Below are 13,651 nucleotides of genomic sequence, written 5' to 3'. Positions count from 1 at the left end.
TACCAGGAGCTGGCTGAGATGGTGCGCGACTACGACCTCGAGCACGGCCAGTGGTACGTCGATGAAGGTGCCAAGGAGCAGTACGCCGCGTCGTACAGTGCTGAAGAGTACTGTGACGCAACCGGCTACATCCCCACCGACGACACCAACACCGACGACACCAACACCGACGGTCACACTGACGGTGACGGTGATGCGAGCGGTGCTGCTGGTGCTGCTGATGGGCGGGATGCTGACGGTGCTGCTCATGCCGGTGCTGATGGTGCTGCCGACACCACCGCCAGTGGTGACCCGGACACCCACACCACCGATACCCCCAAGGGCACCGGTCGTGCGGTAGACGCCGACAGCGGCCAGGCAGACACCACCAAAGGTGACACCACCAATGGGGCACCGGCCACCAATGGTCGCGCAACTGGTGCTGCCGCACGGTACGTCGATGTCTTTGAGCCAGGCCTCGACGACATCGACCCCACCAGTCCGGCAATCACCTACGACCGCGACGACACCGACACCCCCCTGATGGACCTCCCAGATACTGATCACCTGGCCGGTATGGATGTCCTGCCCGTCGGAGTCGTCACCCCCAGGCCTGTCCCACCCCCCATCCACGGACCCGTCCCACCACCCCCACCCACGGAGGAGGTGGTGGAACAACAGGAGGAACCCACCCCCGAAACCCCCACTGTGCCCGAAGCTGCCGACGCTGTCGACATCGTCGATGCTCCTGCCCCACCGGCCGAGGATGCACCCGTTATCACCACCAACGATGACGACGACGATGACGACTGGTGGGACATCAGCTTCGATGACTCGGTGCTGCCACCGAAGGACTAACCCCCACCCAAGGTCCGCACCCCCGCGACGGCACCTGCCACACCCACCCCACCTGTGGCAGGTACCGCCGCGGCGGGTTTAGTAGTCGTAGCCTTCGGGCACTGGGTCCCTCAGCACGAAGAGGCTGATCGCTGGTTCGACCCGTGGGATGCAAGCACCCCCGCCTCTCCTGCCAGGCAGGTGAGACGGGGGTGGCTTGTGCGCAGTCGCGCGGGTGGCGCAGGCCGCTGTTTAGGCGGTGGCGTCGAGCGGGTTCTTGACCCAGCTCATGAGGTCGCGCAGCTTCTTGCCGGTCTCCTCGATCGGGTGCGCGTTGACTGCGGCGCGGCGGGCCTCGAGGTCCTTGTTGCCGCCCTCGACGTTGGCGATGAGCTGATTGACGAAAGTGCCGTCCTGGATGTCGGTGAGGACGTCCTTCATGCGCTGCTTGGTGCCCTCGTCGATGATGCGCGGGCCGGCGAGGTAGCCGCCGTACTCAGCAGTGTCGGAGATGGAGTAGTTCATGTTGGCCAGGCCGCCCTCCCAGATGAGGTCGACGATGAGCTTCATCTCGTGGAGAACCTCGAAGTAGGCCATCTCCGGGGCGTAGCCCGCCTCGGTGAGGGTTTCGAAGCCGGCCATCATCAGGTACTCCAGGCCACCGCAGAGCACAACCTGCTCGCCGAAGAGGTCGGTCTCGACTTCTTCCTTGAAGGTGGTGGGGATGACGCCTGCACGGGCTCCACCGATGGCTGCTGCGTAGGACAGGGTCAGGTCGCGGCCTTCGCCCTTGGGGTCCTGCGCGACGGCGATGAGGCAGGGCACGCCCTTGCCGTCAACGAACTGGCGGCGGACCAGGTGGCCCGGGCCCTTCGGGGCGACCATGCCGACGGTGATGTCGGCTGCCGGCTCAATGAGACCGAAGTGGACGTTCAGACCGTGGCCGAAGAACACAGCGTTGCCGGCCTCGAGGTTGGGGGCGATGTCCTCGGTGTAGATCTTCGCCTGGGAGGTGTCGGGGGCGAGGATCATGACGACGTCGGCCCACTTGGCGGCGTCCGCGTTGCTCATGACGGTGAAGCCAGCTTCGGTGGCCTTCTCTGCGGACTTGGAGCCCTCGCGGAGGCCGACGACAACCTCGACGCCGGAGTCGCGCAGGCACTGGGCGTGGGCGTGGCCCTGGGAGCCGTAGCCGATGACGGCGACCTTGCGGCCCTGGATCAGCGACAGGTCAGCATCATTGTCGTAGAGAACTTCGATAGCCATGTGGAGTGTGAACCTTTCTTCACTGCACCCGCCGGGCGGTTGGGGTGCGGGGTGTGGGTCGTTGGGCAGTGTGAGTGCATCGGGGCGGGGACTGTGCGGTGTGGTTGAGGGGTAGCACACCACCACACAACGTCTCACGCCATGAAACACACTGTATCAAACTGTGGGATTTTTATGGGCGTGGGGGCATTACCCCCACCACCCCCGGGACGGATCCCGGGGAGTGAGCAGCGAAGGCTATTAGCCCTTGCGGGGTGCCATCACCTTCGGGCCGCGGCCGAGGGCCACCTCGCCGGAGCGGATCATCTCGCGGATGCCGAAGGGCTCCAGCACGTCGATGAGTGCCTGCAGCTTCGCCGGCTGGCCGGTGGCCTCAATGACGACGGATTCGGGCGCGACGTCGATGACGCGGGCGCGGAAGATCTTCGCTGCGTCGACGACCTGCGGGCGGTTGGAGTTGTCCGCGTCAACCTTGACGAGCATGAGCGCCCGGGCAACCGCCTGGTCGTCTTCGAGGCGGATCACTTTGAGCACCGGGATCAGCTTGTTGAGCTGCTTGGTGATCTGCTCGATGTGGAGGTCGTCGGCGTCGACGACGATGGTGATGCGGTTGATACCGGGGGTGTGGGTCGCGGCAGACGCGATGGACACGATCGAGTAACCACGCCGGGTGAACATGCCCGCCAGGCGGGAGATAATGCCATCGGTGTCCTGCGCGAGGACGCTCAGGATGTGGCGGTGGATCTCCTTGCTCATTAGATGATGTCCTTTCGGCTGGACTGCTTGGCAGCATCGTTGGCGTTGTCGTCGATGGCGACATCGATGGCGGCGGGAGACTCACCGGCGGAGTGCTCGTCGAACAGGGGCCGGAGACCGAGCGCGTACTCGATTTCGGTGTTGGAGTTGCCGGCGGCCACCATGGGCCACACCTGGGCGTCTTCGCCGACGATGAAGTCGATGACGACGGGCCGGTCGTTGATTTCCCGGGCGCGTCGGATGGCGGGGATGACGTCTTCCTTTTTCGTCACACGGATCGCTTCACACCCCATGGCCTCGGATAGGCCGACGAAGTCGGGCATGTATTCGCCCTGTTCGCGCAGCTTGGTGTTCGAGTAGCGGCCCCCGTAGAACAGGGTCTGCCACTGGCGCACCATGCCGAGGTTGCCGTTGTTGATGAGTGCGACCTTGATGGGGAAGCCCTCCATCGCGCAGGTGGTGAGTTCCTGGTTGGTCATCTGGAAGCAGCCGTCGCCGTCGATCGCCCAGACTTCCTTGTCCGGCATACCGGCCTTGGCACCCATGGCGGCGGGCACCGAGTAGCCCATCGTGCCGGCACCACCGGAGTTCAGCCACGTGCGCGGGTTTTCGAAGTCGATGAACTGGGCGGACCACATTTGGTGCTGGCCCACGCCCGCGCAGTAGATCGCGTCGGGGCCGACCTCGTTGCTCAGGGCGTTGATGACGTACTGCGGGGAGATCATTCCGTGGGGCTGTTCGTCCCAGCCGCGCGGGTACTTCTCCTTCAGTCCGGTCACGTACTGCACCCACGGGCCAACGTTCGGCGTCGGCAGGCCGGAGGACTTGTAGGCGGCCAGCATGTCGGCGAGAACCTCGCGGGCGTCGCCGACGATCGGCACGTCCGCCATGCGAATCTTGGAGATTTCCGCCGGGTCGATATCGGCGTGAATGACCTTCGCATCGGGTGCGAAGGCATCAACGGCACCGGTGACACGGTCGTCGAAGCGGGCACCGATGGCGATGAGCAGGTCCGAGCGCTGCATCGTGCCGACTGCGGACACCGACCCGTGCATGCCCGGCATACCCATGTGCAGCGGGTGCGAGTCCGGGAACGCGCCCAGCGCCATGAGGGTGGTGACGACGGGGATGCCGGTGTATTCGGCGAACTCCAGCAGTTCCTTGTGAGCTTCGGCCTTGATGACGCCGCCGCCGATGTACAGGCAGGGCTTCTCCGCCTGGGAAATCAGCTTGATGGCTTCGTGGATCTGCCGCGGGTGCCCGGTGGTCACCGGCTTGTACCCCGGCAGGTCCATCTTCGGCGGCCACACGAAGTCCATCTCCGCCATCTGCACATCCTTCGGGATGTCGACGAGCACCGGGCCCGGGCGGCCCGTGGCCGCCAGGTGGAACGCCTCCGCCAAGGCGGCGGGGATCATGTTCGGGTCCGTGATCATGAAGTTGTGCTTGGTCACCGGCATGGTGATGCCACGGATGTCAGCCTCCTGGAAGGCGTCCGTACCAAGCAGGGTGTGGCCGACCTGGCCGGTGATCGCCACGATCGGCACCGAGTCGAGGTTCGCGTCCGCGATCGGGGTGACGAGGTTCGTCGCCCCCGGGCCGGAGGTCGCGATGCACACGCCCACCTTGCCGGTGGCTTGCGCGTAGCCGGTGGCGGCGTGGCCAGCACCCTGCTCGTGGCGCACCAGCACGTGGCGCACCTTCTCCGAGGAATAAATGGGGTCATACAGGGGCAGAACTGCGCCGCCCGGGAGGCCGAACACGACGTCGGCGCCGAGTTCTTCCAGGGAACGCACAATGGCCTGGGCGCCCGTCATTCGTTCCGGCGTAGCGTTTTTCGCGGACTTCGAGGATTGCCCCTTCGCCGCCTGTGTGGAAGCTGCCGAGTTCACGACGTTGCTGCTCCTTTGAAAACTGAGAAAACCATCTTCGGGACTTCTTTTGTACTTCGGCGTTCGTGGAAGGCACCGACCACGAACGCACGACGTGACTCGACCACGCCGACACTCATCAGCCCCAGCGCACCGGCGGCCGGTGGGCCAGACGCTGGTCAATGAATCACTTCTCCCCGTTCGCGCTCGCCTGCCCAACTGTGTTCTCAGCGGGTGAACCCTGGTGCGGCGACCGGACTCTTTTCACAGGGCCAGCGCTCCACCCGCAGGCGTGAAGGTGGCCGCCTTGGGGTGGATGATCCCCACGGGCACCCATCGCCGTGTCCGGCCCCAGTGTGCGCCTGTATGTGGCGTGCACCGTGGCCCGGGAGGCGGTGAGGCCGCGGGGTCACACGGGTGTATTCATAACAAAAGCCCCAAAGCTTCTTTGTTTCAGTGCCTGGTGTGGCACGAGCTTAGGGGCGCTGACTGTGTCGACGGTTGATGCGTAAATCAAGCCGCTACGGCCGGCGCCGCTGGCTAATTACTACATCAAGAAGTCGGATCGTCATGGTTCAGCAATTTACACCCCAGCCCCGGGTGTGTGCCACCCGCTACACCGCGACCCCACCCCCGTGGCCACCCCCACACCCTCCCCCACCTGCGTGACGCGGGCCTCATTCGCGCACTCATCCCACCCCCGTCGCCCAACCGACCGCCCACCTGGGTGCTGTCTGGGACGCACGTGGGAGCATCCCGCGAGTGCTTCCGCTGTAGCTTGCCGCATGCCGCAGGCTCGCTACTGTGGAGGGCATGCTTATCCCCGTAGAGACTCTTGCCCGACAGTGGTGGGCGTGGGCCATCACTGACGGCGTCACGCTCCTCATCATCACCGTGCTGGCGCTCCTCGTGCCGCGGGTGGGCCGCTTCGCGGTGACGGTGTTCCAGTCCCGCCTGGATGCCACCGCCCAGGAGTCGAAGTCGAAGCTCGCGATCTTCAGCACCGTGATGTACCTGCTGCAACTGGTGGCGTACTTCCTGCTGCTGGTGGCGTTCCTCAAGGTGTTGGGTTTCTCCCTCGTGGGTGCGGCGATCCCGGCAACGGTGATTTCCGCCGCCGTGGGCTTGGGCGCCCAGTCGGTGATCGCTGACTTCCTCGCCGGTTTCTTCGTGCTGCAGGAGAAGCAGTTCGGTGTCGGCGACTGGGTGCAGTTCAAGGGGAACGGGGTTGATGTGCAGGGCGACGTCATCCAGATGACGATGCGCGCAACGAAGGTGCGCACGCTCGCCGGGGAGACGGTGCTGGTGCCGAATTCGGCGGCGCGAGTGTGCATTAACCACTCCAACTATTGGGCCCGCGCTGTCGCGGTGGTGCCGGTGCCACTGCTGGGCAGCACCTCGATCGATGAGGCGATTAGCCGGGCGGCGGCGGCCGCGCAGCGCGCCCTCGAGCGCCCCGATATTGCCCCGGATGTGCGTGGCGAGCTCGATGTGCACCCGGCAGTTGCGATTGAGAAGCCCACGGTGGTGGGCATGCCGTGGCTGGCGGACATGCGTTTCGTGGTGCAGGTCAACCCGGCCCGCCAGTGGGTGGTGGAGCGCGCAATCCGCACGGCAATTTTGGACGAGTTCTGGTCGGAGTACGGCTCGGCGACGACGACGTCTGGTGCGCTGCGCCGCCAGTTGGCGACGGTGACGGATGAGCCGGGCACCCGGCCCGTCACGGCACGCACTCCCCTGGTGGAGCGTGGGGAGCTGGGCGGCTTCAACGATCCGGCCCCGGACCCGCGGTGGCGGCGTTCCGCGGACGCGGAGGCGCGCCACACTCTGCGCGAATCCGATGAGCTCCCGGGCGCGGATCCCGAGACCATCCTCATGGACGCCACCGGCGGGGAGGGAGCTTCCCGCCGGGGCGCGGGGGTGCTCGGCACGGGTGGGGCGTCGGGCTACTATGCCCGCACCCCCAGGGTGGATGTGCCGATCGCGGGCGATGGGCAGGAGTCCAACCCCTACGCTGCCGATGCGGACGCGGAGGCCCCCGCCTATGGGGAGCCGGGCCCCACGCGTGGCGCGCACGAGCTGGCGGACGTGGACGAGCATCACGAGTCGGCTCGTGGTGACGTGCATGTGCGCGACCCGAAGAAGCCCGCGCGCGCGACGGCCCAGCCACAGGAGCCCCAGTCGAAGATTCCAGGGGCGAAGTATTTGAGCTTCGGGTGGCGGCTGCGCCCCTCGACCACGCTGCTGCTCATCGCACTCGTGGTGCTCACCATCATCCGCGGGCTGACGTTGGAGACCGACGAGGAGTACCCGGATGGCGCGTGGGCGCCGAAGCGCACCACCGCCGCCACGTCCGCCCCGGCCCCGGCGGAGACCACTGAGGAGGAGGTGTCCACCCCGGAGCCGACCAGCCTGCTGCCGGAGCCAAGCGAGGCGCCCTCCGCAGCACCCGCCCCGAGCAGCGCCCCAGCGGAGGAAGAGGAGCCCGCCGAGGAGCCGGAGGCCAGCACCGCTCCGAGCGATGAGCCCAGCGAACTCCCCGAGGACAATGAGCCTCCGGCGAGTATCTCCCCGACGCAGGCCCCCGAGGAGCCCCGCCCCGCGGACGGTGGCGGGGACACTGCTGCCCCCGCCGAGAACCCCGGCACCCTGCCGGCCGCACCGGCGGAGGCTCCCGCCCGCACCTAGCCCGCAGCTCTCCCGGGGATGGACCCTGAGGCCGCCGCGCGGGGGTACACAGCTGTGGCGGCGGGTGGTGGTGCGGTGGGTACTATGACCGTCATGGCATCTGGCACCGCACACGAATCACCGTCCACCGCGCATCCCCACACCCCGTCTCCGGAGGCGCAGGTGTTCCACGCTGACCGGCTGCACCTTCTCGCCCTCGTGGCGATGTTCGTCATGATTCTGCTGCTCACCCCGGCGAAGCCGTGGGTGTTGGGCTGGTTGTTGCTGGTACCCGTGGTCCTTGGGGTCATGGTGTGGCGTTCCCAGACGGTGGTGGATTCGACGGGCCTGCGCGCCACGCGGGGTTTCCGCGCCCCGGAGCAGGTGGCGTGGGAGGACTTCGCTGGTCTTCGTTTTGCTGGTGCGGCGTCGTTTGCTGACACCACCGATGGGCGGAGCGTCCGCCTGCCCGGTGTAACCTTTAACTCACTGCCGCGCTTGGAGGAGGCCTCACAGGGCCGAATCCCGGACGCGTTGACTCGGGGCCGCGAGGCCGCTGAGGACAAGGTGGTCATCATCCACCGTGACGGGCGGCAGGTTTTGGTCGACAAGGACAGTCCTGAGGCGCGGGCCCACCTCGCCGCGCAGCAGGACGCACCCCACCCCGAGTAAGCGCCCACAGTGCCCTGTCCTGTGTTCCTTATCCTCGGGCCGTCCCCGACGTGGTGGTGACGCCACCCGGCAGCGCTCTGTGTGCCTGCCGGGTGGCGTCGTCCACGCTCAACAAAATTCTTTTTCTCACTCACCCGCCCCGCCTGCGGGGCGTGGCCCGTGAGACACACTGACGTGCCGCAGGAGTTGTTACTGTCTGTGGCGTCGTGCGGGACTCAGCCCCGCGGTGTGGGCACCTGATCCGTATCCGTCGGTGCCCGGTGCCGCCGTGTTCCGCCGCGCGTGTGTTGCTGTGGCCGCGCTTGCCGTAGGGACATGGTTTTCCAGGATGTCCACGCACATGTCTATTCCTCTTCGTTCCAAAGTCACCACCGTTGGCCGCAATGCGGCGGGCGCCCGTTCCTTGTGGCGCGCCACCGGCATGAAGGACGGCGATTTCGGTAAGCCGATCGTCGCTGTGGCGAACTCGTTTACCCAGTTCGTGCCGGGCCACGTGCACCTGCGCGACGTGGGCCGCATCGTTGCGGAGGCCATTGAGGCCGCCGGCGGTGTGGCGAAGGAGTTCAACACGATTGCCGTGGATGATGGCATCGCCATGGGCCACGGCGGCATGCTGTACTCGTTGCCCTCCCGGGAGATCATCGCCGATTCGGTGGAGTACATGGTCAATGCCCACACGGCGGACGCGTTGGTGTGTATCTCCAACTGCGACAAGATCACCCCCGGCATGCTCAATGCGGCGCTGCGGTTGAACATCCCGGTGGTGTTTGTCTCCGGCGGCCCGATGGAGGCCGGGAAGGCTGTCGTCGTCGACGGTGTGGCGCACGCCCCGACGGACCTGGTGACCGCCATTTCGGCATCCGCGTCCCCGGAGGTGGGCGACGAGGGCCTGGCGGCGGTGGAGCAGTCCGCCTGCCCGACATGTGGCTCCTGCTCCGGGATGTTCACCGCGAACTCGATGAACTGCCTCACTGAGGCCCTCGGCTTGTCGCTGCCGGGTAACGGTTCCACCCTCGCCACCCACGCGGCCCGCCGGCAGCTGTTTACCCGCGCCGGTGAGCTCGTCGTCGAGTTGTGCCGCCGCTACTACGGCGAGGGCGATGAGAGTGTGCTGCCGCGCTCGATTGCGACCCGCCACGCCTTCGACAATGCGATGGCCTTGGATATGGCGATGGGTGGGTCGACGAATACGGTGCTTCACATTCTGGCCGCCGCCCAGGAGGGCGAGGTCGATTTCACCCTCGACGACATTGATGCCCTCTCCCGGAAGGTGGGCTGCCTGTCGAAGGTGTCGCCGAACTCCGACTACCACATGGAGGACGTGCACCGCGCCGGCGGTATCCCCGCGATCCTTGGTGAGCTGTTCCGGGCGGGTCTGTTGCACGAGGATGTGCACTCGGTGCATGCGCCGTCGCTGGCGCAGTGGTTGGGCGAGTGGGATATTCGCGCCGAGAACCCCTCCGCCGCCGCGGTGGAGTTGTTCCACGCCGCCCCGGGCGGGGTGCGCACCACGGAGCCGTTCAGCACGAACAACCGCTGGGATTCCCTCGACACCGATGCGGCCGGTGGCTGCATCCGCGACGTGGCGCACGCCTACACCAAGGATGGTGGCTTGGCGGTGCTGCGCGGCAACCTCGCCGAGGATGGTGCGATCATCAAGGCGGCCGGTGTGGACGAGTCCCTGTGGCGTTTCACCGGCCCGGCTCGTGTCGTCGAGTCCCAGGAGGAGGCGGTGTCCGTCATCCTCAACGGCACGATTCAGCCCGGTGAGGTGCTGGTCGTCCGCTACGAGGGGCCCTCTGGCGGCCCGGGTATGCAGGAGATGCTGCACCCGACGGCGTTCCTCAAGGGCGCGGGCTTGGGCAAGAAGTGCGCGCTGATTACCGATGGGCGTTTCTCCGGCGGGTCCTCCGGCCTGTCGGTGGGCCACATCTCCCCTGAGGCGGCCCACGGCGGTGCCATTGGCCTGGTGGAGGATGGCGACGAGATCACCATCGATGTGCACACCCGCGAACTGTCCCTCAACGTCGACGAGGAGGAGTTGGCCCGCCGCCGCGCCGCGATGGAGGCCTCCGACCGCCCGTGGCAGCCGCGCAACCGCACGCGCACGGTGACGAAGGCGCTGCGCGCCTACGCGAAGATGGCGACCTCCGCCGACAAGGGTGCGGTCCGGCAGGTCGACTAACACCCCGCCCCCACGGGAACGGAAGAGATACAGACAGAATGACAGCAGCGGCCGGGCATCATGCCCGGCCGCTGCTGTCGTATACCCCTAGGAGCTGGTGTCGGTGCGGTTGCGCCGCACAAGCCACACGATGCCGGCGGTGACGAAGCTGGTGGCCACCAGCAGGGTCATCATGCCGACGAGGATCATGAACGCGCCGACCATGAACAGGCCGGTGACGTCGTTGGCCTGCACGGTGATGACGAAAAGCAGGACGGTCGTAATGCTGGCGGCGAAGGCGTAGGAGACGGCGATCGCCAGCCGGTCTTTCACGGTGAACCACACCGCCCCGAGGGCGACGACGACGCCGAAGACGGCCATCTGCCACGTCTCCCAGGGCAGGGTGCGGGTGGGGTCGGCGGTGCCGACGGACCAGTTGAGGAACGCGAACCAGGAGATGATGCCGACGACGGCACCGGTGATAATGGCTTTGAGATCGGCGTTCACGGCGTGTGGTCTCCTCTAACGGTGGAATCGTTCATGCACGTCTAGCAGTGCGCCACCCCGGGGTGTGTGGTGTCCGGGGCGGGGTGCGTGCTGGCTGTTGGGCTTAGTGTAGAGGATTCACGCCGGTTCCCACCCACCACAGGCCTGCGACGCAGGCGGCGGCGAGCAGCAGCATCACCCAGGAGGAAGCGAGCGGGCGGCGCGCCCAGCCGCGGGAGAAGTCCAGGCCGATGCGGCCGGGGCCGGTGAACTGCAGGCCCAATGCGAGGCCGAACAGCACGCCCGCGAGGACGATCCCGTCCTGTGTGCCGTCGTTGTACACCTGGTGGGCCAGGGTGAAGGAGGTGACGACGAGGGCGACGGCGGCAGCGATGGGGGCCATGAGACCCAGGATGAGGAACACGGCTGCGGTGAGCTCGAGGGCGGGGATCGCGACGGCGAGGATGCTGGGGTAGTCGTAGCCGGCGAATTCGTTTTGGAGACTGACGAGCCCGCGGGAGCCGAACAGGCCGAAGAAGACGCTGACGGCGTGGAGTCCGAGGGCGCCGCCCAGCACGAGGCGGAGCAGCAGCAGGCCGAAGTCGATGGTGCCGCGGCGCGGGGATTCCACCACGACGGCGGCGGCCTCGGGGGCGTCCTCGGCGGGCAGGGCGGGGTCCTGCAGGAGGGGGCCGGGGCCGTCGAGGTAGTCCTCGGTGGGGGCTTGGGGCGCGAACACGGCTGTCGGCGCCGCCGCATCGGCGGGTGCGACAGGCTGCGGTTCGTCGTCCAGGGGCGGCAGCAGCTTCGCCACGTCGGCCGCGCGCTTCTGCCCCGGGGTGGGGGCGTCGAAGGCGGTCGTCGGCGCGTCGGAGGCCAGCGGCGCTTCCACGGGCGCGTGGGGGGTGCTGGGGATGATCTCGGTCGGTGCCACCTCGGGCATCTCCCCTGCCGGGGCACCGTCGGCGGGCCCGCCCGCGGTGTCCGCCTGGGGTTTCGGCTGAATGGTGGTGGGTTCGGCGCGGCCTGCGCGGGCGTAGATCGACGACAGTTCCGATCCTGTGACCTCCGGAACATCCGGGGTGTCGAGCTCGACGAAGTCGTCGCCGGTGGCGACGGGGCGCTCGGCGGGGGTGCGGTTGTCCTTAGGCTTGTGCGGCGTCATAGCCCTAAACCCTAGGTGAGCGCGCCTGCCATGTGGCGGTGCCAGGCCGTACAGCGCACACCTGGCGGGCAAATCAGGCGTTCTCCCTTTCACCGCGGCCGCGATCAGTGCTGGAGTACGTGCGCCGCGGCAACGACGGCGGCCGAGAGTTTGCTCAGCAGCGGCGATTCGAGGCGCCAGTGCTGCCAGTACAGCGGCACTTCCTCCACGCGCTCGTCGAGGGTGACGAGATCGCCCCGGGCGAGCAGCGGGTCGGATTGCAGGTCCGGGATGAGCGCCCAGCCGAGCCCCATGCAGGCGGCGGCGACGAAGCCTTCGGAGGAAGGAATCTGGCTGATGCGGCGGTGCCGGGGCAGGGTGTCGACCCGGCCGGCGAGGTCATTGTCCTGGAGGGCGTCTTTGGGGCCGAAGCGCAGCGCCGGCATGCTGGCCCAGTCGATGCTGCCGTCGGCGCGGGTGTAGCGCTCTTTCAGTGCGGGGCTGGCGAGCGCCCGGTAGCGCATAAAGCCCAGGGGCTGGACTTCGCACCCGGAGACGGCGAGCGATTCGCGGGTGACGACCCCGAGCACGTCGCCCCGCCGGAGCAGTTTGAGCGAATGGGATTCGTCCTCCACCCGCAGCCGCAGGGAGGCCTGGTCCCAGGCGGCGACCTCGCGGATGACGGGGAGGAACCAGGTGGCGAGGCTGTCGGCGTTGACGGCGACGGACAGCGGAATGTCGGCGAGGCGGCCGCGGAGCTGCGCGTCGGTTTCCGCTTGCAGCAGCGCCATGCGGCGGGCGGCTTGGGCGAGGACTTCGCCGGCCTCGGTGGGGGTGGCGGGTTGGGTGCGGTGGACGAGCACGCGCCCGGTGTGGTTTTCCAGGGCTTTGATGCGCTGGCTCACGGCGGAGGGGGTGATCCCGAGAACGTCGGCGGCACCCTCGAAGGTGCCTTCGTCGAAGACGGCGAGCAGCGTCGCCAAATGCGTCGGATTCATGAAGCGATTCTAACCCACGTAACAGACATGTAATTTTTCTTCAGCCCCCGCTGCTTGGCATCCTCGAAGGCATGGTTGTCGCACTCCACGGATTCCTGGTGGGACTGTCCCTCATCATCGCCATCGGCCCCCAGAACGCACTGATCCTCAAACAGGGTCTGCTGCGCGATCACGTGGCCCTCATTGTGCTGATCTGCGCGGTCAGCGACATCATCCTCATCAGCGCCGGCACCGGCGGCGTGGGGCTGCTTCTGGCGCACACCCCGTGGCTGCTGTCCCTGTTGACCTATGGGGGCGCGGCCTATCTCACCTACTTTGCGTACACCTGCTTCCGCGACGCGTGGCACCCGCAGGCCCTCAGCGTGAACGATGCGCCTGCACTCACGCCCTCAGCACAGGACCCCCACGCCGCGGCGGTCCGCGACAGCGACAGTGCGGGCGATTCCTGGCCGGGCGGCAGTGTCGCCACGACGACCCGCACCACCCGTGCTCGCACCCAGGCCCCCAGCTGGCGGGCGCCGGCCATGGCGGCCGTCATGCTCACCTGGCTGAACCCCAGCGCCTACATTGACACCCTGGTCATGATCGGCGGCCTGGCGAACCAGGAAGGCCCCACCGGGCGCTGGTTCTTCGCCGCAGGCGCGATCGCCGCATCCCTGCTGTGGTTCCCCGCCTTGGGTTACGGGGCGATGAAGTTGTCGACCCCGCTGTCGAAGCCGGCGGTGTGGCGGGTACTCAACATCGTCATGGGCTGCATCATGCTCAGCATCGTCGCCCGCCTCCTCATGCACTAACCCCTTCAGCTGCGGCT

General features: G+C 67.3%; 10 protein-coding genes and 1 pseudogene. 5 read left to right on the top strand and 6 right to left on the bottom strand.

The genetic code is table 11. From position 1 onward, the window contains the following. Window positions 1–837 (top strand): annotated as a pseudogene (locus tag C1Y63_RS12725) (hypothetical protein); the annotation flags it as partial. A 231-nt stretch (window positions 838–1,068) separates the two neighbouring features. On the opposite strand, the gene ilvC reads toward C1Y63_RS12725, so the two are convergent. The 3 genes from ilvC to C1Y63_RS09920 all read right to left on the bottom strand — a co-directional run bounded on the left by ilvC (window position 1,069) and on the right by C1Y63_RS09920 (window position 4,730). Further along, a complete protein-coding gene (gene ilvC, locus C1Y63_RS09930; protein ID WP_106016300.1) occupies window positions 1,069–2,082 on the bottom strand; it encodes a ketol-acid reductoisomerase in 1,014 nt (337 codons plus the stop codon). Between the two features lie 240 nt (window positions 2,083–2,322). Then, on the bottom strand, window positions 2,323–2,838 hold the full coding sequence (gene ilvN, locus C1Y63_RS09925) for an acetolactate synthase small subunit (RefSeq protein WP_106016299.1): 516 nt from the start codon (window positions 2,836–2,838) through the stop codon (window positions 2,323–2,325). Then, entirely contained in the window at window positions 2,838–4,730 is a 1,893-nt protein-coding gene (locus C1Y63_RS09920) for an acetolactate synthase large subunit (protein ID WP_106016298.1), read from the bottom strand. Before C1Y63_RS09920 ends, ilvN begins: the two co-directional genes overlap by 1 nt. A gap of 792 nt (window positions 4,731–5,522) precedes the next feature. Between C1Y63_RS09920 and C1Y63_RS09915 the strand changes: the two genes are divergently transcribed. The 3 genes from C1Y63_RS09915 to ilvD all read left to right on the top strand — a co-directional run bounded on the left by C1Y63_RS09915 (window position 5,523) and on the right by ilvD (window position 10,233). Beyond that, window positions 5,523–7,397: a mechanosensitive ion channel family protein gene (locus tag C1Y63_RS09915; RefSeq protein WP_106016297.1), complete on the top strand. Its 1,875-nt coding sequence runs from the start codon at window positions 5,523–5,525 to the stop codon at window positions 7,395–7,397. Between the two features lie 93 nt (window positions 7,398–7,490). Then, window positions 7,491–8,048: a PH domain-containing protein gene (locus tag C1Y63_RS09910; RefSeq protein ID WP_106016307.1), complete on the top strand. Its 558-nt coding sequence runs from the start codon at window positions 7,491–7,493 to the stop codon at window positions 8,046–8,048. Between the two features lie 340 nt (window positions 8,049–8,388). Continuing rightward, on the top strand, window positions 8,389–10,233 hold the full coding sequence (ilvD, locus tag C1Y63_RS09905) for a dihydroxy-acid dehydratase (RefSeq protein WP_106016306.1): 1,845 nt from the start codon (window positions 8,389–8,391) through the stop codon (window positions 10,231–10,233). Window positions 10,234–10,320: 87 nt separating this feature from the next. Here the strand turns inward: ilvD and C1Y63_RS09900 are convergent, their stop codons facing one another. From C1Y63_RS09900 to C1Y63_RS09890, 3 genes are all read right to left on the bottom strand, one after another. Further along, window positions 10,321–10,719, bottom strand: a complete 399-nt coding sequence (locus C1Y63_RS09900) for a hypothetical protein (RefSeq protein ID WP_106016296.1) — start codon at window positions 10,717–10,719, stop codon at window positions 10,321–10,323. 103 nt (window positions 10,720–10,822) lie between these two features. Next, window positions 10,823–11,863 carry a DoxX family protein gene (locus tag C1Y63_RS09895; protein ID WP_106016295.1) on the bottom strand — a complete coding sequence of 347 codons (1,041 nt, stop codon included), beginning with the start codon at window positions 11,861–11,863 and terminating at the stop codon, window positions 10,823–10,825. Between the two features lie 104 nt (window positions 11,864–11,967). Continuing rightward, window positions 11,968–12,840 carry a LysR family transcriptional regulator ArgP gene (locus C1Y63_RS09890; RefSeq protein WP_106016294.1) on the bottom strand — a complete coding sequence of 291 codons (873 nt, stop codon included), beginning with the start codon at window positions 12,838–12,840 and terminating at the stop codon, window positions 11,968–11,970. A 71-nt stretch (window positions 12,841–12,911) separates the two neighbouring features. Here C1Y63_RS09890 and C1Y63_RS09885 point away from each other — a divergent pair, with 71 nt between their 5' ends. Continuing rightward, the gene (locus C1Y63_RS09885; protein WP_106016293.1) at window positions 12,912–13,634 is read left to right on the top strand and encodes a LysE/ArgO family amino acid transporter; all 723 of its coding nucleotides are present in this window, start codon (window positions 12,912–12,914) and stop codon (window positions 13,632–13,634) included. The last annotated feature ends 17 nt before the right edge of the window (window positions 13,635–13,651 follow it).

It is taken from the genome of Corynebacterium sp. 13CS0277 (genome assembly GCF_002994655.1).
Classification (GTDB): domain Bacteria; phylum Actinomycetota; class Actinomycetes; order Mycobacteriales; family Mycobacteriaceae; genus Corynebacterium.
Note: the sequence above shows the minus strand (reverse complement) of the source record. Positions and strands in the feature narration are given on the sequence as shown.

What these genes read in the sequence shown, in the direction of transcription:
- ilvD (WP_106016306.1), top strand. Translation starts at nt 8,389, where the DNA reads ATGTCTATTCCTCTTCGTTCCAAAGTCACCACCGTTGGCCGCAATGCG.
- C1Y63_RS09910 (WP_106016307.1), top strand. Translation starts at nt 7,491, where the DNA reads ATGGCATCTGGCACCGCACACGAATCACCGTCCACCGCGCATCCCCAC.
- C1Y63_RS09890 (WP_106016294.1), bottom strand. Translation starts at nt 12,840, where the DNA reads ATGAATCCGACGCATTTGGCGACGCTGCTCGCCGTCTTCGACGAAGGC.
- C1Y63_RS09895 (WP_106016295.1), bottom strand. Translation starts at nt 11,863, where the DNA reads ATGACGCCGCACAAGCCTAAGGACAACCGCACCCCCGCCGAGCGCCCC.
- C1Y63_RS09885 (WP_106016293.1), top strand. Translation starts at nt 12,912, where the DNA reads ATGGTTGTCGCACTCCACGGATTCCTGGTGGGACTGTCCCTCATCATC.
- C1Y63_RS09915 (WP_106016297.1), top strand. Translation starts at nt 5,523, where the DNA reads ATGCTTATCCCCGTAGAGACTCTTGCCCGACAGTGGTGGGCGTGGGCC.
- ilvN (WP_106016299.1), bottom strand. Translation starts at nt 2,838, where the DNA reads ATGAGCAAGGAGATCCACCGCCACATCCTGAGCGTCCTCGCGCAGGAC.
- ilvC (WP_106016300.1), bottom strand. Translation starts at nt 2,082, where the DNA reads ATGGCTATCGAAGTTCTCTACGACAATGATGCTGACCTGTCGCTGATC.